General features: G+C 68.8%; 21 protein-coding genes. 11 read left to right on the plus strand and 10 right to left on the minus strand.

Translation table 11 applies throughout. The features are described from left to right. Positions 1 to 13: 13 nt before the first annotated feature. The 6 genes from ACFCYE_RS00535 to ACFCYE_RS00560 form a co-directional block, all read right to left on the minus strand. Positions 14 to 2,233, minus strand: a complete 2,220-nt coding sequence (locus tag ACFCYE_RS00535; protein ID WP_376175592.1) for a glycoside hydrolase family 3 N-terminal domain-containing protein — start codon at positions 2,231 to 2,233, stop codon at positions 14 to 16. Next, positions 2,230 to 3,312 carry an ABC transporter permease gene (locus ACFCYE_RS00540; RefSeq protein ID WP_376175593.1) on the minus strand — a complete coding sequence of 361 codons (1,083 nt, stop codon included), beginning with the start codon at positions 3,310 to 3,312 and terminating at the stop codon, positions 2,230 to 2,232. Before ACFCYE_RS00540 ends, ACFCYE_RS00535 begins: the two co-directional genes overlap by 4 nt. 3 nt (positions 3,313 to 3,315) lie before the next feature. Then, the gene (locus ACFCYE_RS00545; RefSeq protein WP_376175594.1) at positions 3,316 to 4,407 is read right to left on the minus strand and encodes an ABC transporter permease; all 1,092 of its coding nucleotides are present in this window, start codon (positions 4,405 to 4,407) and stop codon (positions 3,316 to 3,318) included. Then, the gene (locus ACFCYE_RS00550) at positions 4,407 to 5,210 is read right to left on the minus strand and encodes an ABC transporter ATP-binding protein (protein WP_376175595.1); all 804 of its coding nucleotides are present in this window, start codon (positions 5,208 to 5,210) and stop codon (positions 4,407 to 4,409) included. The genes ACFCYE_RS00545 and ACFCYE_RS00550 overlap by 1 nt, the downstream gene beginning before the upstream one ends. Next, positions 5,207 to 6,031: an ABC transporter ATP-binding protein gene (locus ACFCYE_RS00555; RefSeq protein WP_376175596.1), complete on the minus strand. Its 825-nt coding sequence runs from the start codon at positions 6,029 to 6,031 to the stop codon at positions 5,207 to 5,209. The genes ACFCYE_RS00550 and ACFCYE_RS00555 overlap by 4 nt, the downstream gene beginning before the upstream one ends. 70 nt (positions 6,032 to 6,101) lie before the next feature. Then, positions 6,102 to 7,769 (minus strand): ABC transporter substrate-binding protein, encoded by a 1,668-nt coding sequence (locus ACFCYE_RS00560; RefSeq protein WP_376175597.1) that lies wholly within the window; start codon positions 7,767 to 7,769, stop codon positions 6,102 to 6,104. Between the two features lie 158 nt (positions 7,770 to 7,927). On the opposite strand from ACFCYE_RS00560, the gene ACFCYE_RS00565 reads away from it, so the two are divergent. Further along, positions 7,928 to 8,572 carry a TetR/AcrR family transcriptional regulator gene (locus ACFCYE_RS00565; RefSeq protein ID WP_376175598.1) on the plus strand — a complete coding sequence of 215 codons (645 nt, stop codon included), beginning with the start codon at positions 7,928 to 7,930 and terminating at the stop codon, positions 8,570 to 8,572. 22 nt (positions 8,573 to 8,594) lie between these two features. After that, positions 8,595 to 9,809, plus strand: a complete 1,215-nt coding sequence (locus ACFCYE_RS00570; RefSeq protein ID WP_376175599.1) for an amidohydrolase — start codon at positions 8,595 to 8,597, stop codon at positions 9,807 to 9,809. Between the two features lie 136 nt (positions 9,810 to 9,945). Here the strand turns inward: ACFCYE_RS00570 and ACFCYE_RS00575 are convergent, their stop codons facing one another. Continuing rightward, positions 9,946 to 10,641 (minus strand): GTP pyrophosphokinase family protein, encoded by a 696-nt coding sequence (locus ACFCYE_RS00575; RefSeq protein ID WP_376175600.1) that lies wholly within the window; start codon positions 10,639 to 10,641, stop codon positions 9,946 to 9,948. A 103-nt stretch (positions 10,642 to 10,744) separates the two neighbouring features. Here ACFCYE_RS00575 and ACFCYE_RS00580 point away from each other — a divergent pair, with 103 nt between their 5' ends. Continuing rightward, positions 10,745 to 11,275 carry a VOC family protein gene (locus ACFCYE_RS00580; protein ID WP_376175601.1) on the plus strand — a complete coding sequence of 177 codons (531 nt, stop codon included), beginning with the start codon at positions 10,745 to 10,747 and terminating at the stop codon, positions 11,273 to 11,275. Continuing rightward, the gene (locus ACFCYE_RS00585; RefSeq protein WP_376175602.1) at positions 11,272 to 12,084 is read left to right on the plus strand and encodes a MerR family transcriptional regulator; all 813 of its coding nucleotides are present in this window, start codon (positions 11,272 to 11,274) and stop codon (positions 12,082 to 12,084) included. The genes ACFCYE_RS00580 and ACFCYE_RS00585 overlap by 4 nt, the downstream gene beginning before the upstream one ends. A 3-nt stretch (positions 12,085 to 12,087) precedes the next feature. Here the strand turns inward: ACFCYE_RS00585 and ACFCYE_RS00590 are convergent, their stop codons facing one another. Then, positions 12,088 to 13,161 (minus strand): VanZ family protein, encoded by a 1,074-nt coding sequence (locus tag ACFCYE_RS00590; RefSeq protein ID WP_376175603.1) that lies wholly within the window; start codon positions 13,159 to 13,161, stop codon positions 12,088 to 12,090. A gap of 278 nt (positions 13,162 to 13,439) precedes the next feature. Between ACFCYE_RS00590 and ACFCYE_RS00595 the strand changes: the two genes are divergently transcribed. The 7 genes from ACFCYE_RS00595 (at position 13,440) to ACFCYE_RS00625 (ending at position 21,892) form a co-directional block, all read left to right on the plus strand. Next, positions 13,440 to 13,529, plus strand: coding sequence for a potassium-transporting ATPase subunit F (locus tag ACFCYE_RS00595; protein WP_376175604.1), 90 nt, complete (start codon positions 13,440 to 13,442; stop codon positions 13,527 to 13,529). Beyond that, complete coding sequence (gene kdpA, locus ACFCYE_RS00600) at positions 13,529 to 15,208, plus strand: potassium-transporting ATPase subunit KdpA (RefSeq protein WP_376175605.1); 1,680 nt, start codon at positions 13,529 to 13,531, stop codon at positions 15,206 to 15,208. The genes ACFCYE_RS00595 and kdpA overlap by 1 nt, the downstream gene beginning before the upstream one ends. A gap of 1 nt (position 15,209) precedes the next feature. Next, a complete protein-coding gene (gene kdpB / locus ACFCYE_RS00605) occupies positions 15,210 to 17,351 on the plus strand; it encodes a potassium-transporting ATPase subunit KdpB (RefSeq protein WP_376175606.1) in 2,142 nt (713 codons plus the stop codon). Between the two features lie 21 nt (positions 17,352 to 17,372). Continuing rightward, entirely contained in the window at positions 17,373 to 17,981 is a 609-nt protein-coding gene (kdpC, locus tag ACFCYE_RS00610) for a potassium-transporting ATPase subunit KdpC (RefSeq protein WP_376175607.1), read from the plus strand. Next, positions 17,978 to 20,518 carry an ATP-binding protein gene (locus ACFCYE_RS00615; RefSeq protein WP_376175608.1) on the plus strand — a complete coding sequence of 847 codons (2,541 nt, stop codon included), beginning with the start codon at positions 17,978 to 17,980 and terminating at the stop codon, positions 20,516 to 20,518. Before kdpC ends, ACFCYE_RS00615 begins: the two co-directional genes overlap by 4 nt. Then, positions 20,515 to 21,186, plus strand: coding sequence for a response regulator (locus ACFCYE_RS00620; RefSeq protein WP_376175609.1), 672 nt, complete (start codon positions 20,515 to 20,517; stop codon positions 21,184 to 21,186). Before ACFCYE_RS00615 ends, ACFCYE_RS00620 begins: the two co-directional genes overlap by 4 nt. Before the next feature lie 124 nt (positions 21,187 to 21,310). Continuing rightward, complete coding sequence (locus ACFCYE_RS00625) at positions 21,311 to 21,892, plus strand: GNAT family N-acetyltransferase (RefSeq protein ID WP_376175610.1); 582 nt, start codon at positions 21,311 to 21,313, stop codon at positions 21,890 to 21,892. A gap of 24 nt (positions 21,893 to 21,916) precedes the next feature. Here ACFCYE_RS00625 and ACFCYE_RS00630 read toward each other — a convergent pair whose 3' ends face one another. Both ACFCYE_RS00630 and ACFCYE_RS00635 read right to left on the minus strand, forming a co-directional pair. Beyond that, entirely contained in the window at positions 21,917 to 23,968 is a 2,052-nt protein-coding gene (locus ACFCYE_RS00630) for an iron ABC transporter permease (RefSeq protein ID WP_376175611.1), read from the minus strand. After that, on the minus strand, positions 23,965 to 24,999 hold the full coding sequence (locus tag ACFCYE_RS00635; RefSeq protein ID WP_376175612.1) for an iron-siderophore ABC transporter substrate-binding protein: 1,035 nt from the start codon (positions 24,997 to 24,999) through the stop codon (positions 23,965 to 23,967). Before ACFCYE_RS00635 ends, ACFCYE_RS00630 begins: the two co-directional genes overlap by 4 nt. Positions 25,000 to 25,002: the final 3 nt, after the last annotated feature.

The following is a 25,002-nucleotide window of genomic DNA, read 5'->3' on the forward strand; positions in this document are numbered from 1 at the left end:
CCCAGGGCGGGACTCAGTCCAGGACGAAGGATGCCGACAGCAGCGTCTCCTCGCGCGACGAGGGTCCGACGAGGAGGCTGAACTCGCCCGCCTCGACGATCCGGGTGCCCGCGGCATCCACGATCGTGCAGTCCGCAACCGGAAGCTCGATGCGCACGCGCGAGGACTGTCCCGGTGCGAGATCGATCTGACGATAGGCCTTCAGTTCGCGGTCGGCCCAGCTGACCGACGCGACCTCGTCGCGCACGTACGCCTGCACGGTCTCGCGCACGGGCCGATCGCCCGTGTTCGCCACCGTCACGTCGGCCACCACCACGGCGCCTTCGACCACGACGGACAGGTCCGAGTACTCCACGGTCGTGTACGACAGTCCGTCGCCGAACGCCCAGGCGGGCGCCTGGGTCAGGTCGGCGTAGCGGTCACCATGCTGGCCGCGGATCTGGTTGTAGTAGGTCGGCTGCTGCCCGGCGTGACGGGCGAACGAGATCGGCAGACGTCCGGAAGGCTCGATCGCCCCGGTGATCAGTTCGGCGAGCGCTCGGCCGCCCTGCATCCCCGGGTTCGCCGCCCAGATCACTGCGGACGCCTGCGACACGGATGCCGGAAGCACGAGCGGCTTCGACGCGAGCAGCACGACGACCACCGGTTTCCCCGCCGCGATCACGGCGTCGAGCAGCGCGATCTGCGCGCCGATGAGCTCGAGCGTCGCCGTGGAGCGGCCCTCGCCATGCAGTTCGATGCGGTCGCCCACGACGGCGACGACCACATCGGATTCGGCGGCGAGAGCGGTGGCTTCGGCGATCTGCACCGGGTCGGGCGCCGCCGGGACGAACGCCCGCTCCCACGGCACGGGGTTGAGCGCCTCGGCCTCGTTGTCGTACGTGATGATGTCGCCGCCTGAGACCGCACTCACCGACCAGCCGTCGACGGCGCGCAGCCCGTCGAGCACCGTGGTGATCATCTCGCGCGGCTGCCCGTCGAGCCACCCCGCCTGACCAGAGCCGCCTGCCCAGTCGCCGAGCTGCGTCTGCGCATCATCCGCCAGCGGCCCGACGACCCCCACGCGCAAGGGCGCAGCCGCCGACAGCGGCAGCGTCCCGTCGTTCTCGAGCAGCACGATCGAGCGTCGGGCGACCTCGAGGTTGAGATCGGCGTGCGCGGCGCTTCCGACCACGGCGCTCACATCGCCATCGGGGAGACGCGGATCCTCGAACAGCCCGAGCTCGAACTTCAGGGTGAGGATGCGGGCCACGGCCGCATCGAAGGCATCCTCCGAGAGGAGCCCCTTCGCGACGGCATCCAGAGCACCCTCGAAGAAGTCGGGGGTGTTCATCACCATGTCGTTGCCGGCCCGCACCGCAGCGGCCGCCGCGTGCGTGTAGTCCGGCTGGACGCGCTGCTCCCAGACCATGCGCCCGACGTTGTCCCAGTCCGTGATGAGCGTGCCGGTGTACCCCCACTCGCCGCGCAGCACGTCGCTGAGGAGCCAGTCGTTCACCGTGATCGGCACGCCGTCCGTGCTCTGGTAGCCGAGCATGAACGTGCGGCACCCCTCGCGGGCGACGCGCTCGAACGGCGGCAGGAACCAGCTGCGCAGCTTTCGGGGCGAGATGTCGGCCTCGGAGGCATCCCGTCCGCCCTGCGTCTCGGAGTATCCCGCGAAGTGCTTCGCGGTGGCCAGGATCGCGGTCGGATCGTCGAGCCCCTCGCCCTGGTACCCGCGCACCATGGCGCTGGCGAGCTCGCCGATGAGGAACGGATCCTCTCCGAAGGTCTCATTCACGCGCCCCCAGCGCAGGTCCCGCGCGATGCACAGCACCGGCGAGAAGGTCCAGTGGATGCCGGTCGCCGCGACCTCGACGGCCGTGGCGCGGGCGACCTTCTCGACCAGTTCCGCATCCCAGGAGGCCGCCATGCCGAGCTGCGTCGGATAGATCGTGGCGCCGGGCCAGAACGAATGGCCGTGGATGCAGTCCTCGCCTACCAGCAGCGGGATGCCGAGGCGGGTCTCCAGCGTCAGTTCACGCGCGCGGATGATGCGCTCGGGCGACGTGTGCAGGATCGAGCCGACGTTCCGGCGAAGGATGTGATCGTCGAGGTCGTCGCGGGCATCCAGCTGCAGCATCTGTCCGACCTTCTCCTCGAGCGTCATGCGCCCGAGGAGATCGGCGACGCGGTCGGCGACCGGGAGGGAGGGATCGAGGTACGGAAGGGTCTGAGTCTGCAGCGTCATTTCTCGGTGTTCGTGTTCGTCTCGGAAGTCTTCGTGGCGGGGGCCGTGCGGACGACGGTGACGGCGTCGTTGACGTCCAGCCCCTTCTTCTTCATGGCGCGGGCGCGCTCGCCGGCCGAACGCAACCGCGGGTTGACGTATTCGTCGATGCCGAAGTTGATCAGCGACAGGGCGACGCCGATGGCCGCGATGCACAGCCCTGGGGGCAGATACCACCACCACTGGTTCTGTCCGAAGGCCCCCTGCGCCGAGGCCCAGTTCAGGATCGTGCCCCAGTTGTAGGTGGTCACCGGGATCACACCGATGTACGAGAGCGTCGTGAGACCCAGGATGGCCGCGGTCACGGTTCCGACGAAACTGGCCGCGATCAGCGCCATCAGGTTCGGGAGCATCTCGACCGTGATGATGCGCCGCAGCGGCTCGCCGTTCGCCCTGGCCGCCTGGACGAAGTCGCGGTTGCGCAGCGACATCGTCTGCGCCCGCAGGACGCGGGCACCCCACGCCCATCCGGTGAGTCCCAGCACGGCCGCGATCAGCACGAGCGGCGGCTCCTCGAACATCGAGGCGACGATGATGATCAGCGGAAGTCCGGGGATCACCAGGAACACGTTGGTCAGTGCCGAGAGCGCCTCGCTCTTCCAGCCCGTCAGATACCCGGCGATGACGCCGACCGTGATCGCGATCACCGTGGCGATGAGCGCCGCGAGGAACCCGACGACGATGACGCCGCGCGTCCCGTGGATGACCTGGCTCAGCACGTCCTCGCCGATGTGGGTCGTGCCCAGCCAGTGCGCGGCGGACGGCGGCTGAAGCCGGGCCGAGTTGTCGACCTTCGTCGGCGAATACGGCGCCAGGAAGTCGGCGAAGATCGCGATCAGCACGAAGAACGCCAGGATGCCGAGGCCGGTGAGCGATTTGCCGTTGCGGAACATCGCGAACGCCGACACGGTCTTCGCCCACAGGCTCTGCTTCGCCTGGCCGTCGCCGGCTGCGCGACTCGTGCGGATGAGGAACGTCTCGGGGGCGCCGGCGCCCGTCTGGGCGCGGAGGTCGTCGGTGTCTTTCACAGTGGGGGTCATCGTTCAGGCCTCCGTCTGGCGCGTGCGAGGGTCGAGGAATGCGTACGCGATGTCCGCGAGGATGTTCGCGACGAGCACCGAGAGGGTGATCACCAGGAACACGCCCTGCATGAGCGCGTAGTCCTTGGCGTTCGTCGCATCCAGCAGCAGCTTGCCGACTCCGGGGTAGCTGAAGACCATCTCCATCACGATCGTGCCGCCGACGATGAAGCCGATCGACAACGCGAAGCTCTGGATCTGCGGCAGGACCGCGTTGCGCGCGGCGTATCGCCACAGCACGCGCTGGTTGGGCATGCCCTTCGCCTGGGCGACGGTGATGTAGTCCTCGTCGAGGACGGTCAGCATCATGTTGCGCATGCCGAGCATCCAGCCGCCGAGGGAGGCGATGATGATGGTCGCGGCCGGGAGCGTGCCGTGATGGATGACCTGTCCGACGAACTCGATGTCCCACCCCGGGGACATCCCGACGCCGTAGGCCTTGCCGATCGGGAACCAGCCGAGGTTGACCGAGAAGACCGCGATCGCGAGCAGACCGAGCCAGAAGTAGGGGATCGTGCTGAGGAAGGTGGTGATGGGGATGAGCCCGTCCAACCGGCTGCCTCGGCGCCATCCGATGATCGCGCCGCCGATCGTGCCGATCGCGAACGAGACGATCGTCGCGAAGCCGACCAGTCCGACCGTCCACGGCAGCGCCTGCGCGACGACCTCGGTGACGGGGCGCAGTCCGTGCAGCAGCGAGACGCCGAGGTCGCCCTGGAACAGCAGGGCCCAGTAGTCGAGGTACTGCTGCCAGAGGGACTTGTCGGTGTCGAGGCCGAGCAGGGATCGCAGCGCGTCCGCGGCCTCTGGCGAGACGTTGCGGTTGCGGGCGAGGTACTGGCTGACCGCGTCGCCCTTCATCATGCGGGGCAGGAAGAAGTTGATCGTCAGCGCTGCCCACAGCGTGAAGAGGTAGAACGCGGCACGCCCGCCGAGGAAGCGCCACGGGATGCGGGAGCGGCCGGCGACGACCTTCGTCGCGGTGGTTCCGGCTTCGACGGCGTCGACGGCAGGCGGGTCCTCCGCACTGCGGAGCTGTGGTTCGATGGCGGTCATCAGGCACCTCCGAGGGGGGATGTCGACGCGAAGTGTCGCTCCGGGTCCGGGGAGGCTGCGCGGAGCTCCTGTGTATAGGGATCCTGCGGGCGGAGGATCACGTCGTCCGCCGGACCGTGCTCGACGATGCGGCCCTGGTTGAGCACCATGATCTCGTCGCTGAAGTGACGGGCCGTGGCGAGATCGTGCGTGATGTAGAGCACGCCGAGGCCCTCCTCGCGCTGCAGGTCGGCGAGCAGGTTGAGCACGCCGAGGCGGATGGAGACGTCGAGCATCGACACCGGTTCGTCGGCGACGAGGATGGCCGGCCGGGAGGCCAGCGCGCGGGCGATCGCGACGCGCTGTCGCTGACCGCCGGACAACTCGTGCGGGCGGCGGTCGATCACGGCATCCGGGATCAGGCGCACGCGCTCGAGGAGGCGACGCACCTCGGCTTCGGTCTCGGCCTTGGGGACGACATCGTCCAGCCGCAGCGGGCGCGCGAGGTGGTAGCGGATGGAGTGGTAGGGATTCAGCGACGCGAACGGGTCCTGGAAGACCATGCGCAGCTGCTGCCGATAGGTTCGCAGGCCTCGACCGCGACGCGGGATGGGCTGTCCGTCCAGCAGCACCTCACCGCTGGTGGGCGTCTCCAGCTGCGTGAGGATCTTCGCGATCGTCGACTTGCCGCTGCCGGATTGACCGACCAGGCCGATGGTCTGCCCCGACCGCAGGGTGAAGTTCACGTCGTCTAGTGCCGTGAGCTGACCGGCGCCGCGGACGTTGTAGGTCTTGGTGACGTGTCGCACCTCGAGCACGCTCATCGGACGACCACCCCCTTCTCTCCGGTGAGACGCGGGAACGAGGACAGCAGGGTCCTGGTGTACTCGTCCTGAGGAGCGTTCCAGATCCGCTCGGCGGTGTCCAACTCCACGATCTGTCCGTCTCGCATGATCGCGATGCGATCGCTGATCTCCAGCAGCAGCGGCAGGTCGTGGGTGATGAAGATCACCGAGAAGCCGAACTCGGCCCGCAGCTGCGAGATCTGGCGGAGGATCTCGCGTTGCACGAGGACGTCCAGCGCGGTCGTCGGCTCGTCCATCACCATCAGCTGCGGACGGAGCGCGAGCGCCATCGCGATCATGACCCTCTGGCGCATGCCGCCGGAGAGCTCGTGCGGGAAGGAGCGCATGCGCTGCGCGCCCACCTTGACGATCTCGAGCAGCTCCTTGACGGCCGCCTCGCGCTGCTTCCTGTTCATGCCGGGGCGGTGCACCTCGAACACATCGGACAGCTGCGCGCCGATCGTGGCGACCGGGTTGAGCGCGTTCATCGCGCCCTGGAACACCATGGAGATCTTGTCCCAGCGGAAGCGCCGCATCTGCTCGGCATCCAGGGATCCGACGTCGATGTCCTCGCCGGTCGCGTCATGGAAGGTGACGGAGCCGCTGGTGATCACCGCCGGGGCCTTGAGCAGGCGCTGGACGCCGTAGGCGAGCGTCGTCTTGCCGCAGCCGGATTCTCCGGCGAGGCCGAGGATCTCGCCGCGCTGCAGTTCGAGGGTGACGTTCTTCACCGCCGCGACCGGCGGATCGACGTCGTACACGACCGAGAAGTCGTGAACGGTGAGCAGGGGGTCTGGCATGGGGTTCCTTTCCGCCTCTCGCTCGTCGGGCGGGGTCCGAGGAGGACCCCGCCCGACGAGCGAGGAGAGGTTACTTGGCGGTCAGATTCTTCAGCACCTGCACGACGGCCGGCTGGGTCGGGTCACCGGACGCGTACTGGTCCTCCTCGCTCGGCCATCCGACGTAGTTGCGGGTGTTGAACTCGCCCAGCAGCGGGTGCGCACCCAGCGGGATGGCCGGCACGTTCTCGGCGAAGGCCTTCTGCATCGTCGCGGACGCCGCCGCGCGCTCCTCATCGGAGGAGGCGTTGGCGTAGGTGTTCAGCGCCTCGGTCACCGCCGGGTCCTCGAAGCGGCCGAAGTTGAACTGCGCCTTGTCGTCGACGATCCACTTCGGATCCATCGTCGAGGTGTACAGGCCGTAGACGTTCCCGGTGTCCTCGAGCCAGTGGATGATCGCCTGGAAGGTGCCCTCCTGACGGGCCGCGTCCCACCCGCCCCAGTCGGGCTGGTCGACCTTGACCTCGATGCCGAGGGCCTCGTCGAGCTCTTCGGCGAGGAGCGCCTGCTCGGTGTTCCAGTCGCTCCATCCGGCGGGAACGGAGATCGAGAACGAGACGGGCTCGCCATCCGGGTCGATCAGGCTCTCGTCCTTCCAGGTGTAGCCGGCGTCCGTGAGGACCTCCTTGGCCTTGTCGACGTCGATCTCGTAGTTCTGGTCCTTGTACTCGGGGATGATCTCGTCCTCGAGGAGAGTGCCGAGGCCGGTCACGTTCCAGATCGGGTCGCTCGCGCCTTCGCGGGCGATGTCGACGTATGCGTCGCGGTCGATCGTCCAGGCGAGCGCCTGGCGCAGCGCAGGGTCGTTGAAGGGCTTGGTCTGCAGGTTGAAGAACAGGGTGCCTGCGCCGGCCGTCGGCGAGACGAGGAACTGGTTGTCCTCGTCGGCGGCGAGATAGCTCTCCTCGACCTGCGGGATGAACGCCTGCGCCCAGTCGGCGTCGCCGGAGGCGAGTGCCGTGGTGAGGGCTGCGTTGTCACCGTAGGAGACGTAGTGCAGTTCGGGGACGGCAAGTTCGCCGCCCCAGTACTCGTCGTTCGCCGTCAGTGTGACGGACTCCGTCGTCCAGTTCGTGAGCGTGTAGGGGCCGGTGCCGACGGCGAGACCCTCTTCGGTCAGCGGGTCGGTGTTGGGGTCTGCGATGTTCTCCCAGATGTGCTTGGGCACGATCGGGGTGTGCAGCACGCGCGACTGCGAGGTGAACTTCGAGTCGGCGAACTTCAGGGTGATCCTGTCGCCGTCGACGGTCGCCCCCTCGTACTTCAGCCCCGACGAATCGGTGAGCTTTCCGTTGAGGAACTGGTCGAACGTGAACACGACGTCATCGCCCGTGAACGGCTCGCCGTCGCTCCAGGTGACGTCGGCGCGCGGGACGATCGTGAGTTCGGTGTAGTCGTCGTTCCACTCGACCGACTCGGCGAGCCACGGCGTCGTGCCGAGATCGCCGGTGGGGTTCACGAGTGCGAGGGGCTCGAAGATGACCTTGGCGTAGCCGTACTTCGATGCCGACGAGTCGCCGAGGTAGGGGTTGTGCGACTCGGTGGTGATCGCGCCGTCCGGCTTCGCGATCGTCAGGGCGGGCAGATCGCCGCCGTCGTTGTCTCCGGCGTCACCACCGCCGGCCGAGCATCCGGCGAGCACGGTCGCACCGAGGGTTGCGACGGCGAACGCGGCGATGAGGGACTTTCTGAGCTTCATTGCTTCTCCTTGGGCACGGTCTGTGTGCTGTGGACCACCGGTCGTCTTCACGGGGCGGTGGGGGATTCCCAACTTACTGGCTAGAAAGTAAGCTGATGTGAGATTACCCACCGGTAAGTTCGAAGGCAAGTCACAGAACCGCAACGGAAGGAGGCATCGTGGCCACCAGCGAGGATGCCGTGCGCACCCGCCCCGCGACGCGCGCGAAGCGTGAACAGATTCTGAAAGCGGCCGTCGAGATCTTCGGCAACAAGGGCTCGACGAACGGCACACTCGCCGATGTCGCCGAGCAGGTCGGCATCACCCACGCCGGCGTGCTGCACCACTTCGGCTCCAAGCAGAAGCTGCTGCTCGAGGTTCTCGCGTTCCGTGATCAGGCAGACGTCCAGGATCTCGAGAAGAAGCACATTCCCGGCGGACCGGAGCTGTTCCTGCACCTGGTCAGGACCGCCTTCGCGAACGAGAAGCGCCCGGGGATCGTCCAGGCCTACACCGTGCTCTCCTCCGAGTCGGTGACCGATGAGCACCCCGGCCGGGAGTACTTCGAGGACCGCTACACGACGCTGCGTCGCGAGGTCAGCGATGCATTCGCGCAGCTGTGCGCGCAAGAGGGCGTGACCGAGACCGAGACGGTCGCCGCGGCATCCGCGTCGATTCTTGCGGTCATGGACGGCCTGCAGCTGCAGTGGCTGCTGCACCCCGATGTCATCGATCTCGGCGCGGCGAGCGAGTTCGCGATCCGTGCGATCGTGAACGCCGTGCTGCACCCCGGACCCGAGCTGTCCACCTATGCGCAGCGCTGAGAGACGCGGCTAGGGTGAGGGCATGACCATCGACCTCGAGGCGCTGTACATCGATCTGCACCGGCATCCGGAGCTGTCCTTCCAGGAGACGCGGACCGCGGGCATCGCCGCCCAGCACCTGCGCGACCTCGGACTCGACGTCGAAGAGGGCGTCGGGATAACCGGCGTCGTCGGCCTGCTCGCGAACGGCGAGGGTCCGACCGTGTGGCTGCGCGCCGACATGGATGCGCTCCCGGTCGAGGAGCAGACCGGCCTGCCGTACGCGAGCACCGCGACCGGAGTCGATCCGTCGGGGACGACGGTGCCCGTCATGCATGCGTGCGGTCACGACATGCATGTCACCGCCATGATCGGTGCGGTCGAGCAGCTGGTCGCGACCCGCGACGAATGGTCGGGAACGGTCGTCGTGCTGATCCAGCCGGCCGAGGAGTACGGTGCCGGTGCCCGGGCCATGCTGGATGCCGGGATCCTGGTCCGCTACCCGAAGCCCGATGTCGTGCTCGGACAGCACGTCACTCCCCTGCCCGCCGGGATCATCGGCGTCCGCAGCGGCACCCAGATGGCGGCATCCGATGGCCTGACCGTCACGCTGCACGGCCGTGGCGGGCACGGCTCGCGCCCGCACACGACGATCGATCCCGTCGTGATGGCGGCGGCGACCGTGATGCGGCTGCAGACGATCACCTCGCGAGAGGTCAACCCGCAGGAGGTCGCAGTCGTCACCGTCGGCTCGATCCACGCGGGACTGAAGAACAACATCATCCCGACCGAGGCCAAGCTCGAGCTCAGCCTGCGCTACCCGAACGACGAGATGCGCGACAAGGTGCTCGCGAGCGTCGAGCGGATCGTTCGGGCCGAAGCCGCGGCATCCGGCGCCGAGCGCGAGCCGGAGATCCGCACCGATCACACGTTGCCGCCCACGATCAACGACGTGGACGCGACCGCGCGAGTGACGGCCGCGCTGCAGCGAGCACTCGGCGAGCAGTCCGTGATCGATCCAGGGATGTTCACGGGCAGCGAGGACGTGTCCTGGTTCGCGCGGGACTCCGGAGCCCCGCTGGTGTTCTGGTTCTGGGGCGGATTCGACCCCGTCCGCTTCGCGGAGGCCATCGCGGGAGGCACCGCCGACGCGGACGTCCCCACCAACCACTCCCCGTTCTACGCGCCGGAGATCCACCCGACCATCGAGGTCGGCGTGACCGCGATGACGACGGCCGCGCGGGAGTTCCTGGCCTGAGGCGGTACATCTGCACGACCGGGGAACGACTGCCGGGCCGGAAATCGATTCTCAGTCGTGCATCTGTTCCCGGATCGTGCAGCCGTACCGAGTCGCGAGCCGGGCGAGGGCGCTGCGGGCAGCCCGTGACGTCCGTTCAGACCTGGACGATGCGCGGCGGGGCCTGCGCGAGCTGACGGTTGGGCGAACCGTGCGCTTCGCGGTGCAACCGCTCCATGCGGACGTCGAGCTCGGCGGCGGCGTCCGCCGCATCCGACAGGCTGCTCACCAGGTGCGACGGCACCTGATTGGAGAACTTGTAGTAGATCTTGTGCTCCAGGCTCGCCCAGAAGTCCATGGCGATGGTGCGGAACTGCACCTCGACCGGGACGGACAGGGCCCCTGTGGACAGGAAGACCGGTACCTCGAGGATGGCGTGCAGGCTCTTGTACCCGTTCGGCTTCGGATCGGCGATGTAGTCCTTCACGACGCGGACCGCGACGTCGTCCTGCGCGGTGAGCAGATCGAAGAGCAGGTAGACGTCGGCGACGAAGCTGCACGTGACGCGGACACCGGCGATGTCGGTGATCTCGGCGCGGATGCGGTCGAAGTCCGGCTCCGCGATGCCCTTGCGGGCGATCTTCTCGACGATGCTGTCCGGCGACTTCAACCGGCTCTTGACGTGCTCGATCGGGTTGTACGCGTGGTCGTGCGTGAACTCGTCCCGAAGGATCGAGATCTTGGTCTCGACTTCGCGCATGCCGAACTCGTACTCGCGCAGGAATCGCTGGAACTCGTCACGGAGCTCCTTGGTCTGGCGGATCGCATCCTCGGAGACGTCAACGGTCGTCATGCGATCGACGTTACGGGTTCGTGATCGGAATGGGCTGTGCGTTCGCGATGAGCGTGCGCGGGAGTTTGACCCTCACGCGACGTGAGGACCCACGCTTGCTCACATGACTGATCACTTCAATGCATTCGAGATGAGCCCCGTCCCCGACGGCCCCGACGCTGTCGCGCCGGATCCGTTCCTCGGCATCTACGCGATGCCGATGTTCGTGAAGATCCCGTCGAAGGATCTCGCGGCGTCGACGGATTTCTGGGTCCGCGGACTGGGCTTCGTCGATTTCTTCCACATTCCCGGGCAGATCGTGCACCTGCGGCGGTGGGCGTTCCAGGACGTTCTGCTCGTTCCCTCGGACCACGACACGGCCCCGTCGGCGGCATCCGCGGTCCAGGTCTTCGTCTCCTGCGTGCTCGACCAGCTCGAATCCGTGGCCGATGCCTGTCGGGAGCTGTCCCCGGATTCGGTGACCGGCCCGTACGACACGGCATGGAGAACGCGCGATATAGACATCATCACACCGGAGGGTGCGCACGTCACGTTCACGGCGGCGACGCCGTTCACTCCCGACAGCGACGTAGGGCGGGACTTCGCGTCCGTCGGAATCTTCGCGCCGGAAGCCGCCGAAGGAGGAGCACAATGACATCTATGGTCGACGAGGCGCTCGATGAGGATGCGACGGTCGGCGTCGCCGCCGACCTGCTCGGTCTGACCGTGCGCACCCTCCATCACTGGGACGAGATCGGCCTCGCATCGCCGTCCCGTCGCACGCCTGCCGGGTATCGCCTCTACACGTGGGATGACCTCGAGCGCCTGAGCCGGGTCGTGGCGTACCGTGAGGCCGGTCTGACGCTCGACGCGATTCGTGATGTCCTGGACGACGCGAGCACGGAGATCGGAGACACGCTGCGCGAGCAGCGCGCGCAGCTGGCCGAACGGATCAACGATCTGCAGCGGCTCGACGAACGGCTCGAGCGCATGACCGACGCGCATGAGCGCGGCATCCTGATGGGCGACGACGAGCAGCGTGAGATCTTCGGCGAAGGCTGGGATCCGCAGCAATCGCGCGGGGCGCGCTACGTCTGGGGCGGATCGAGGCAGTGGGCGCAGTTCGCCGAGCGCTCCGCGTCCCGCTCACCGAGCCAGTGGCGCGAGCTCTCCGAAGCCATGTCCGCTCTCCAGCGCGACCTCGCCGAAGCGGTGAGCCGACGAGTCGAGCCTGGTAGCGCGGAAGCGGACGCACTCGTCGAGCGCCACCGCGAGGTGTTCTCCCACTTCTTCCCGCTGACACGGCAGATGCAGGTGTGCCTGGGCCGGATGTTCGAGGCCGATCCGGGGTTCTCGTCCTACTACGACGGGATCGGTGACGGCCTGGCCTCGTGGTTCCGTCAGAGCATCGACGAATCGGCGCGCCACCACGGCATCGATCCGGAGACCGCCACGTGGGAGTAGGCATCACCGCGGGGCGGAGGCTGCGGCATCCGCCCTCGCGTCTTCGAGCTCCTGACCGGAGAGCAGTCCGGGCAGCCCACGTCCGCGACGAGTCGTGAACAGCAGTACGACGGCGAGCAGGATCAGCGCGGACGAGAGGGTGTCGAACAGGCCGCCCAGCAGCTGCAGCGCGCCGATCCCGCCGATGCCGCCCGCCCAGCGCAGCACGCGAGCGAGCGGGACAGGCAAGCGGGAACCGCGATAGCGCAGCTGCACGGCGAGGTCGCCGATCGACCGGCCGGTGACGAGGACGACCGCGAGCCAGAGTCCGGCCGCGGCGGTCACGCTCAGGACCTCGGCGATCCGGCCGTCGAGCACCGCCTGGCGGTCCTGCACGACGTACTGCAGCCAGACCTGGGTGGCGACGGCGACGCCGGTCGCGACGAATCCGTACCCGAGCGCATCGCACAGCATGGCGACGGCGCGACGCCCTCGTGTCACAGGCCGCGGCGAAGCGGCATCCGCCGTGGCCGCCATGCCGCGCATCGAACGCGGTACGACCAGCGCGAGCACCGAGCCGATGACGGCGCCGAGCGTGTTCGTCATCAGGTCGCCGACGTCGAAGAAGCGGTACGCGCACGGATACAGCCCCCACACGCCGGTCAGCTGCGTCGTCTCGATCAGCAAGGACAGCGCGAGGCCGACGAAGAACGAGGTGAGGATGCCTCGGGCACCGAGCACGCGCAGGAATGCTCCGAGGGGGACGAAAAGCAGCACGTTGAACACGAGCTGCAGCAGCGCGGGCTGGGTGAGCGGATTGCCCGGTGCCGCGAACGCCTTCTGCAGGTCGCGCACCACCGACATCGGATCGGTGATCGCTCCGACGCAGCGGATCGCATCCGGGTCGGGCAGCGGCAGAAGCGTGTAGGTCCAGATCGCCCAGAAGTAGACGAGCGCAGCCAGCCACAGCAGCGTGCGTCCGAGGCTCAGCCGCCCCCGGCGCCGGTAACTGATCGCGACGAACGGGACGAAGAGCAGGATGCCGAAGCCGACGCCGATCGCAATGGCGATGAACGCCAGCAGAACCTGATCTCCCACAGCGGGAAAGTGTACCGCGCAGATCGGTCGGCCGGCCGTCGCCCTCGACGTGTGAGCATCGCGCATGGTTCTCGCCCGATCTCGTAGGGAAGTCGTGAGGATCTGCCACGGCCGCCCGGCACCGGAGTTGTATCAGGTCTCGTGCTCGATCTTCTCTATCTCGCGTTGACACTCGCGCTGTTCGCCGTCGTCTCCTTCGTCGCGAAGGGGGTGGAGAGGCGGGACCCCGCTCCCGAGGCTCCACCCAGCGCGAAGCGATGGGTGGAGAGGAGAAGGGGATGATCGTCTTCGAGATCGCCGCTGCGGCTCTGGCGATCGCGGCGGTCGTCTACCTCGTCGTCGCCCTCGTCCTCCCGGAGCGCTTCTGATGACCGCCACGATCTGGCTCGGATTGCTGCAGGCGGCGACGCTGGTCGCTGTGCTCGTGGTGCTGTACCGCCCGCTCGGCGACTACATCGCGCGCACCTACGCATCGGCACGGCATCTGCGTGCCGAAGGACTGGTCTACCGCGCGATCGGCGTCGATGCGACGGCGGAGCAGACCTGGCGGGCGTACACGCGCAGCGTGCTGGTCTTCTCCGTCACCGGACTCCTTCTCGTCTACGTGCTCCAGCGCGTGCAGGCCGTGCTCCCCGCATCACTGGGCCTCCCGGCCGTGCCGGAAGGACTGGCGTTCAACACGGCGGCGTCGTTCGTCGCGAACACGAACTGGCAGTCGTATTCGCCCGAGCAGACGATGGGGTACACAGTTCAGCTCGCCGGACTCACGGTCCAGAACTTCGTGTCGGCCGCGGTCGGCCTCGCGGTGGCCGTCGCCCTCATTCGCGGCTTCGCGCGACGCGGCTCGACGACCATCGGGAACTTCTGGGTGGATCTCACTCGCGGTCTCGGGCGCATCCTGCTCCCGATCGCCGCGCTCGGCGCACTGGCGCTGATCGCCGGCGGCGTGGTGCAGAACTTCACCGGATTCACGGAAGCGACAGCACTGTCGGGCGCGACGCAGACGCTCCCCGGCGGGCCGGTCGCCTCGCAGGAGGCGATCAAGCTGCTGGGCACGAACGGCGGCGGTTTCTTCAACGCCAACTCCGCGCACCCGTTCGAGAACCCGACGGCATGGACGAACCTGCTCGAGATCGTCCTGATCCTCGCCATCCCGTTCTCGCTGCCCCGTGCGTTCGGACGCATGATCGGCGACGACCGCCAGGGGTACGCGATCGTCGCTGTGATGGGCCTGATCTTCCTGGTGTCCACGTTCGCGCTGTCGGCACTGGAACTCGCGGGCCGAGGAACCGCACCCGAGCTCGCCGGTGCCGCGATGGAGGGCAAGGAGCAGCGCTTCGGAATCCTCGGCTCCACCCTGTTCGGCAGTGCATCGACGCTGACCTCGACGGGCGCGGTGAACTCGATGCACGACTCGTACACGGCCCTCGGCGGCATGATGCCGATGATCAACATGATGCTCGGCGAGGTCGCACCGGGCGGCGTGGGCTCCGGGCTGTACGGCATGCTCGTCCTCGCCGTCGTCGCGGTGTTCATCGGCGGCCTGCTCGTCGGCCGGACTCCGGAATACCTCGGCAAGCGCATCGGCCCGCGCGAGATCAAGCTCGCCAGCCTCTACATCCTGGTCACGCCGATCCTCGTCCTCGGCGGTACCGCGCTGAGTTTCGCGATCCCCGGCATCCGGGAGGATGTCGCGTCGACGAGCATCCTGAATCCCGGGGTGCACGGCATGAGCGAAGTGCTCTACGCCTTCACGTCGGCTGCGAACAACAACGGCTCCGCCTTCGCCGGCCTCACCGCGAACACGGCGTGGTTCAACACCGCCCTCGGCGTCGCGATGCTGCTCGGCCGGTTCCTGCCTATCGTGCTCGTGCTGGCCCTCGCCGGCTCCCTCGCGGCGCAGGATCGGATCCCCGCGACCACCGGGACGCTGCCCACCCACCGACCGCAGTTCGTCGGCCTGCTCACCGCCGTCGCGGTCATCGTGACGGCGCTCACCTACTTCCCGGTCCTCACTCTGGGCCCCCTCGCCGAAGGACTCGTCTGACATGGCACTGCTCACATCCACCCCTGAGCCGTCGGATGCCACGGCATCCGCGCCCTCCGTCCCACGCCGCGCGTTCGGCTGGCGTCCCCTCCTCCAGTCGCTGCCCGGAGCGTTCCGCAAGCTCAACCCGGCGACGCTGGTCCGCAACCCCGTGATGCTCCTGGTCTGGGTCGGCGCGGCATTCACCACGATCCTCGCCGTCGCGGAGCCGCTCCTGGCCGGGGATGCCGAGTCCGGCGGCACCCCGATCCCGGCGGGCTTCACGTGGGGCATCGCCGCGTGGCTCTGGTTGACCGTGTTCTTCGCCAATGTCGCGGAGTCCGTCGCCGAAGGCCGAGGCAAGGCGCAGGCTGCGACGCTGCGGAAGACCAGGACGAGCACCCTCGCGCGTCGGGTCGTCGACTACGAAGCGACGACGGATGCCGGGGCGGTTCGCGCCGCGACCGCCGACGTCGCATCCGCGGAGCTGCAACGCGATGACGTGGTCGTCGTCGAGGCCGGCGAGCTGATCCCGGGCGACGGAGACATCGTCGCCGGGATCGCCACCGTGGACGAATCCGCGATCACGGGAGAGAGCGCACCCGTCATCCGCGAATCGGGCGGCGATCGCAGCGCCGTCACCGGCGGGACGCGCGTGCTCTCGGACCGGATCGTCGTGCGCATCACGTCGAAGCCGGGCGAGACGTTCGTCGATCGCATGATCGCCCTCGTCGAGGGCGCGAACCGGCAGCGCACTCCCAACGAGATCGCGCTGAACATCCTGCTCGCGAGCCTGTCGATCGTCTTCGTCGTCGCCGTGCTCACGCTGAATCCGATCGCGTCCTACACGGCTTCCCCGGTGAGCATCCCGGTGCTGATCGCCCTGCTCGTCTGCCTCATCCCGACGACCATCGGTGCGCTGCTGTCGGCGATCGGCATCGCCGGCATGGACCGCCTCGTGCAGCGCAACGTCCTCGCGATGTCCGGGCGCGCCGTGGAAGCGGCAGGCGATGTCACGACGCTGCTCCTCGACAAGACCGGCACGATCACCTACGGCAATCGTCGTGCTGATGAGGTCCTTCCGCTCGCCGGCGTCGAGACCGACGACCTGCTGCGCACGGCGGCTCTCTCCTCACTCGCCGATCCGACTCCGGAGGGCGCGTCGATCGTCGACCTCGCCGCCGCGCGCGGCATCCACGTCGACGCACCGCAGGATGCCGCCGTGGTGCCGTTCACCGCGCAGACCCGGATGAGCGGACTGGACCTCGCCGATGGAACGCAGATCCGCAAGGGCGCCGGCTCCGCCGTGAGCGCCTGGCTCGGACTCGACGACGCGGATGCCGGGCTCACCCGCACGACGGATGCCGTCGCCGGTAGCGGAGGCACCCCCCTGGTCGTCGCGGTGAAAGGGGCGGACGGGGTCGGGCGGGTGCTGGGCGTCGTACATCTCAAGGACATCGTCAAGACGGGTCTGCGCGAGCGATTCGAGGAACTGCGTTCGATGGGCATCCGCACCGTGATGATCACGGGCGACAATCCGCTCACCGCCGCCGCGATCGCGCAGGAGGCCGGCGTCGACGACTTCCTCGCGGAGGCGACCCCCGAGGACAAGCTCGCGCTCATCCGCCGTGAGCAGGAGGGCGGACGGCTCGTCGCGATGACCGGCGACGGCACGAACGATGCGCCTGCCCTCGCGCAGGCCGACGTCGGCGTGGCGATGAACACGGGAACGTCGGCGGCGAAAGAGGCAGGCAACATGGTCGATCTCGATTCGGATCCGACCAAACTCATCGACATCGTACGCATCGGCAAGCAGCTGCTCATCACGCGCGGTGCGCTGACGACCTTCTCGCTCGCCAACGACATCGCGAAGTACTTCGCGATCATCCCGGCGATGTTCATGGGGGTGTTCCCTGGGCTCGCGGTGCTCAACGTCACGCAACTGCATTCCCCCGCTTCGGCCGTGACGAGCGCGATCATCTTCAACGCGATCGTCATCGTCTTCCTCATCCCGCTCGCCCTGCGCGGCGTCGCGTACCGGCCGGCCGGTGCCGCACAGATCCTGCAGCGCAATCTGCTCGTCTACGGCCTCGGCGGCGTCATCGCGCCGTTCATCGGCATCAAGCTCATCGATCTCGTCGTCAGCCTGCTCCCCGGCTTCTGACGTCCCCAGGAAAGGAACCCCATGTCTCCGACCCGTACCGCCGTGCGCACCATCGGCGTCGCGATCCGCGCGATGGCCGTCTTCACGCTCATCCTGGGCGTCGGCTACACGCTCGTCATCACCGGCATCGGCCAGCTCGCGCTGCCGTGGCAGGCGAACGGATCACCCGTCGCCGACGAGAAGGGCGCCGTCGTCGGCAGCGCGCTCATCGGACAGTCCTTCGCGGATGCCGATGGGGAGGCGCTTCCGGCATACTTCCAGTCCCGCCCGTCTGCCGCGGGATACGACGGGCGCGGCTCGACCGGGAGCAACCTCGGCCCGGAGAACCCCGACCTCGTCGGTGCGATCGACGAGCGGCGACAAGCGATCGCCGCGCGGGAGGGGGTGAGCACCGAGGCCGTACCGGCCGACGCCGTGACGGCATCGGGGTCGGGCCTCGACCCGCACATCAGCGTCGCGTACGCCCTGCTGCAGGTGCCGCGCGTCGCCGACGAGCGGGGGCTGGATGAGGCGGGGGTCCGTGCACTCGTGGAGTCTAGGATTCAAGGGCGGGACCTGGGATTCCTCGGCGAAGAGCGCATCAACGTCCTGGAGTTGAATCTCGCACTCGACGAGCAGGAGGGCTCATGACCGAGCGGACGGCGCGTCGCGGCCGCCTCCGAGTCCTGCTCGGGGCGGCCCCCGGCGTCGGCAAGACCTTCGAGATGCTCGCGGAGGGCAATCGGCTCCGCGAGGAAGGCGTCGACGTCGTCCTCGCTCTCGTCGAGACGCATGGCCGGACTGCGACGGCTGCGCAGGCGGCCGGGCTGCCGCTGATCCCGCGGCGGGCCGAAAGACATCGCGACGTGGAGCTGACCGAGATGGACGTCGCTGCCGTCCTCACGCGCGCACCGCAGATAGCACTGGTCGACGAGCTCGCGCACACGAACGCCCCCGGATCGCGCAATCCCAAGCGGTGGCAGGACGTCGACGAGCTGCTGGATGCCGGAATCGATGTGATCACGACCGTCAACGTGCAGCACATCGAGTCTCTCAACGCGGTCGTCGAGAAGATCACCGGGATCGCGCAGCAGGAGACCATCCCGGATGCAGTGGTGCGCGGCGCGGACGAGATCGAGGTCGTCGACCTGGCTCCTCAGACGCTGCGCGATCGGCTGTCGGCCGGACTGGTGTATCCGGCCGAGCGCATCGACGCGGCGCTGTCCAACTACTTCCGCCTCGGAAACCTCACGGCGCTGCGTGAGCTGGCGCTGCTGTGGCTCGCCGATGAAGTCGACAGCGCCCTGCGCAGCTACCGTGCCGAGCAGGGGATCGAGGGCAGCTGGCAGGCGCGCGAGCGCGTCGTCGTTGCGCTCACCGGGGGCCCTGAGGGCGAGACGCTGCTGCGCCGCGGTGCGCGGATCGCGGCCCGGTCCGCCGGTGGCGAACTGCTCGCTGTTCACGTCTCCTCCCAGGACGGGCTGCATCGCGACGTGCCCGGTGCGCTGACCGCCCAGCGGTCACTGGTGGACACGCTGGGCGGGACCTATCACCAGATCGTCTCCGACGACGTGCCGGAGGCCCTGGTGGAGTTCGCCCACACGGTCGACGCCACTCAGCTCGTGATCGGCGTCAGCCGGCGCGGCCGCCTCGCCGCGGCTCTGACGGGTCCGAGCGTCGGCACCGAAGTCATCCGCCGCTCCGGCGACATCGATGTGCACATCGTCACTCACGCGGCAGCCGGAGGCCGAACCGCGCTCCCCCGGATCACCGGCGGCGCTCTGGGCTGGCGTCGCCAGCTGCTCGGATTCGCCGTCGCGCTCATCGGAGGGCCGCTGCTCTCCTGGTTGCTGTTCTCGCTCCGCAGCCCCGAATCGATCACATCCGAGGTGCTCGCCTACCAGCTGCTCGTCGTGGTCGTCGCGCTCATCGGCGGCATCCGCCCCGCGGTCTTCGCCGCCGTCCTGTCGGGCGTCACACTGGACTTCCTCTTCGTCGCACCGCTGTACACGGTGACGGTGGCTCACCCCTTGCACGCCATCGCGCTGGGGCTGTACGTCATCATCGCGATCCTCGTCAGCATCATCGTGGATCAGGCGGCCCGTCGTGCCCGCGATGCGAAGCGCGCCACGGCCGAGGCCGAGCTGCTCGCCTCGGTGGCGGGAAACGTGCTCCGCGGTGAGAGTGCGGTGCTCGCGCTCGTCTCGCGCACACGAGAGGCGTTCGGATTGAGCGGGGTGCGTCTGGTCGCCGCCGACGGGGATGTCATCGCGCGGGACGGCGAGCCGCTGCGGGACGGTCGATCGACCGCCTACCCGGTCGGCGCCGGCGTGAACGGTGAGCCCCGCGCCACGCTGGAGCTGCACGGAGGCCCGCTGGATGCGCCGTCGCGACGCCTGCTCGACGTGATCATCGCGCAGCTCACCGCGGCCATCGAGCACACCGACCTGAGCGCGACAGCCCGCGAGGCCGAGGCGCTGGCCGAGACGGACCAGGTGCGCAGCGCCCTGCTGTCGGCCCTGAGCCACGACCTGCGCCGCCCGCTCGCATCAGCGGTCGCCGCGATCGGAGGACTGCGCGGGGCGGGGTCGCTCTCCGCCTCTGATCGCGCAGAGCTGCTCGCCACCGCGGACGAGAGCCTCGCGACGCTGACGACGCTCGTCACGGATCTGCTGGACGTGAGCCGTGTCCAGGCCGGAGTTCTGGCGGTGTCGACGACGTCGGTGGACGCCGGCGGAAGCATCCTCGCCGCACTCGACGAGCTCTCGCTCGGCCCGGCGGACGTCGAACTCGCGCTCGATCCGGCGCTGCCGCCGCTGGAGGCGGACCCCGTGCTGCTGCAGCGCGTCCTGGTCAATCTCCTCGCGAACGCGTTCCGCCACTCGCCGGAGGGCGAACGGGTGCTCGTGTCGACGAGCCGGCTGGGCGGCCGAGCCGAGATCCGAGTGGTCGATCGCGGGGTGGGCGTCTCGCACGAGCGCCAAGGGACCATGTTCCAGCCGTTCCAGCGTCTCGGCGACACGGACAACTCGACCGGACTCGGACTGGGCCTGGCACTCTCGCGCGGATTCACCGAGGGCATGGGCGGTACCCTGAGCCCCGAGGACACCCCGGGCGGTGGTCTGACCATGGTCGTCGCGCTCCCCCTTGCCGCGCCGGACGTCGACGGAGGAGGAACAGCGGGATGAAACTGCTCATCGCCGACGACGATCCGCAGATGGTCCGTGCGCTGCGTATAACGCTCGGGGCGCACGGGTACGACGTCGTCGCCGCAGCGGACGGAGCGGCAGCGATCGCCTTGGCGGCGCAGACGCACCCCGACATCGTCCTCCTGGACCTCGGGATGCCGCGGTTGGACGGAATCGAGGTCATCCAGGCGCTGCGCGGATGGACGACCGTCCCGATCATCGTCGTCTCCGGTCGCACCGGCTCCGCCGACAAGGTGGACGCGTTGGATGCCGGGGCCGACGACTACGTCACCAAACCGTTCCAGGTGGATGAACTGCTCGCACGCCTTCGGGCGCTCTCGCGGCGGTCGACGCCGTCTGCGGGCGAGTCGATGGTGTCGTTCGGAGATGTCGTGGTCGATCTGTCGACGCGTTCCGTGACGCGCGGTGGCGAACGGGTGCACCTGACCCCGACCGAGTGGCGGATGCTGGAGCATCTGTCGCGGCATCCCGGCGCTCTGGTCACCCGGCAGGAGCTGCTCAAGGAGATCTGGGGCAGCGAGCAGGTGTCCGACTCCGGCTATCTGCGCTTGTACATGTCGCAGCTGCGCAGGAAGCTCGAACGCGAACCGAGCGCGCCCGTGCATCTGCTCACCGAGTCAGGGATGGGCTACCGGCTGGTTCTGTGACGCAGCCCGCTTCGCCCCGAGTGCGCGGTGGCGGATGCCGGGAGGCGGCGCGAATCGCCTCGTCAGCACGCTCGAGGGCGACCGGATGCGACACCCGTCGGCGCGGTCCGCGTAATCTGATGCGATGACCGATGACGCCTGGCCGGTTCGCACCGCTCGACTGGAGATCCGCCGCGCGAGCCCGGACGACCTCGACGCGATCTGGGCATACCGCCGTCTCACCGAGGTGAACAACTGGCTCGGCGGAGGTTCCGGATCGCTCGACTCGTTCCGGGAGCGGCTTCAGGATCCCGACCGACTGAGCACGCTCTTCGCGATCGCGCTCCTCCCCCGCGGGGACGGCGATGCGCCGATCATCGGCGACATCATGGTGCGCATCGGCGATGGGTGGTCGCAACGAGAGGTCGCGGATCAGGCGGCGGGAGTCGAAGCCGAGCTCGGCTGGGCGCTGGCGCCCGAGTTCACCGGCCGTGGATATGCGACCGAAGCCGTCCGTGCCGCGATCGACGTCTGCTTCGGCCGTCTCGGCCTGCGCCGCGTGCACGCGGGATGCTTCGCCGCGAACGAGCCGTCGTGGCGGCTCATGGAACGCCTCGGCATGCGCCGCGAGGAGTTCAGCCGCAAGACGGCGCTGCATCGTTCGGGCGAATGGATGGACGGCATGAACTACGGCATCCTCGCGGAGGAGTGGCCCCCGGCAGGATGACGTCGCTGCACCCGCCGTGACCGCCTACGCGTCGCGCGAGCGCCAGAGCAGCCAGACGAAGTACGGAGCGCCCAGCAGCGCGACGACGAGGCCGGCCGGCAGCTGCTCGGGGGCGATGATCGTCCGCCCGATCGTGTCCGCCGCTCCCACCAGCAGTGCCCCCAGCAGCACGGCGACGGGGATCACCCGCGAGTGCTTCGCCCCCACGAGCGCCCGAGCGGCATGCGGCGCGACGAGCCCGACGAAGCCGATCACGCCGACGGCCGTGACGCTCAACGCCGCCAGCACAGCGGCAGTCACGAGCAGCACGAGTCGCGTGCGCTCGAGACCGATGCCCACCAATCGCGGGGTGTCCTCGTCCAGCGCGAGCACATCCTCTTCGCGGCGCAGCGCGAAGGCGAGCGGCAGAGCGATCAGCAGCACGATGGCGATGGGGATGATCTGCTCCCACACCCGCCCGTAGGTCGTTCCGGACAGCCAGGTGTAGATCTTCGGGGTATCCCACGGATTCGCCCGCAGCAGGACGAATGTCGTCAGCGCTGTGGCTCCGTACGAGACGCCGATGCCGATGAGGATGAACCGGTCTGCGTTGAGCCCCCGTTTCCACGCCAGGATGTAGACGAGCGCGAAGGCGAGCAGCGCGCCGACGACGGCCGCGGCGATCATGCCGGCCGTCGAGGCGACAGCGCTCGTGACCACCAGCACGGCCCCCAGGCCGGCCCCACCCGTCACCCCGAGGATGCCGGGGTCGGCCAGCGGGTTCCGGCTGACGGCCTGGATGAGCGTCCCTGACAGCGCCAGGGCGGCCCCCGCGCAGATGGCCGCGGTGATGCGCGGCGCACGCTCCGACAGCGCGAACGCGATCTGCGGCGGGGCGTCGCCCTGCAGCCACAGCGCGACATCGCCGGTGCGCAGCATGCTCGTACCGAGAAGAAGGCCGGCCACGACGATCCCGCCGACACCGATGATCGACAGCACGAGGACGGTCGAGAAACGAGAACCACTGCGGACGCCGAAGCGCACCTTCGGGGGTTCACGGGTGGGCCCGGCATCCCGCAGCTTCCGCGCCATCAGCACGAGGACGACGGCTCCCAGCAGCGTCGTGGCGACGCCGGTCGGGATGCTGATGGCCGCTTCGGCACCGAGCAGGGCGCGAAGCACGGCGTCCGAGAGGATGACGACCAGTGCGCCGATCAGACCGGAGGCGGGCAGCAGGAACACGTGGCGCGCGAGTCCGGGGACGATACGGGTGAGCAGGCGCGCGAGCACGGGAGCGCAGAGACCGACGAACCCGAGTGGGCCGGCGAGCGTCACAGAGATGGCGGTCAGCGCGACGGCGAACAGGATGCCGACGGCTCGGGTCGAGCGGATCGGAACACCCAGCGATGACGCGGTGTCGTCGCCGAGGGCGAGCACGTCGAACCGACGGCCCATCAGGATCGCGACGGCGAGCACGAGGGCGACGACAGGCGCGGCCTGCAGGAAGGCATCCAGATTGAGCTGGGTGAGCGAGCCGCTGCCCCAGGCGAGCAGGCCCTTGGTCTCTTCGGAGAAGAGGATGAGCAGCGTCGATGTGCCGGCCTGGAACGCCATCGCGAGCGCGGAGCCCGCGAGGACGAGGCGGGTGGTCGAGGAGGCCGCGCCGCCCGCGAGCCCGAGCACGATCACGGCGCCGACGAGTCCGCCGGCGAACGCCACCGTGCCGGATGCCCAGATCGGAACGGCGATGCCGAACGCCGCCACGACCGTGACTGCGAGGTAGGAGCCGGCGGTGACGCCGAGCGTGTCCGGCGAGGCGAGCGAGTTGCGCGACAGCGACTGCAGCAGGGTTCCGGCAACGCCCAGGGCGAGGCCGACGGTGACACCGGCGGCGAGTCGCGGGATGCGGGATCCCCACAGCACGGTCTCGTCCGCGAAGACGGCCCCGCTGGTGCCCTGGGTCAGGTGCCACAGCGACACCAGGACCAGCAGGACGGCGAGCGCGAGCAGCGCCGCCACCGGTCCGAGGCGCGCGGCACGCCGACCGGTCGCGGCGTCCGCCTCGACCGGCGTGCCGCGCGTCTCGGTGACGGTCACTTGCTCAGAGCCGCGACGTACGCGTCGATGATCTGCTGAGCCGAGCGGGGGCCGCCGAAGGTCCAGATTCCGGCCGGGAAGCTGTAGACGCGCTCCTCCGCAACCGCCGGGAGGGACTCCCAGACGCTGTTGCTGTCCAGCGCGGTGACGAAGTCATCCTCGGCGTCATCGACCGTGCCGGTGTGCAGCAGGTTCGCCTCGCCGACGGCGACCATGCCCTCGATGTCCGTCTGCCCGAGGCCATAGGCCGGGTCGACCTCGCCGGTCCACGCGTTCGTGAGCCCGAGCTCCTCCCCGATCTCGCCGATGAGCGATCCCTGACCGAACGGACGGATCGCGACGTTGCCGCCGTCCACCCAGCCGTCGAAGAAGACGAAATCGGTGGTGGCCAGGTCGGCGTCCGCGAGCTCGCCTTTGGCGTCGGCGAGGTAGGTGTCGAACTCGTCCTTGACGAGCTCGGCGCGCTCTTCGCGTCCGGTCGCCTGGGCGATGAGATCGAACGTGGCGAGCATCTTCGCGATCGGGTCGGCAGCGTCGGCGCCGATCGTGGCGAGCACGGGAACGTCGTATGCCTCGAGCTGGGCGATGATCTCATCGTCCGCGCTGGATGCCTCGACGATCACGAGGTCGGGGTTGGTGGCGAACAGCGCTTCGAGGTTCGGCTCCTGGCGCGTTCCCACGTCGGCGACGCCGTCGGGAAGCACCTCTGCGGTGTCCCAGGTCGAGTAGCCATCGGCATCCGCCACGGCGACGGGCGTGACGCACAGCGTCAGCGCGTCCTCGATCTGCTGCCATTCCAGGATGGCGACGCGCTCAGCCGGCTTGTCGAGTTCGACGGTGCGACCGTAGTCGTCGGTCAGCGTGACCGGGTCGGTGGAGGTCGCGGTGTCGTCCGCCGAGCATTCGGCGCTGGTGGCGGATTCCGGGCCCGCGGTGTCCTCGGCGGCGACATCGGTCGTTCCGCAGCCGGACAGTGCGAGCGCGAGGACGCCGAGCGCCGCGAGGGAGGCGAGGGGAGCCTTCTTCATCATTCC

This window comes from Microbacterium sp. NPDC056234 (assembly GCF_042267585.1).
GTDB lineage: Bacteria > Actinomycetota > Actinomycetes > Actinomycetales > Microbacteriaceae > Microbacterium.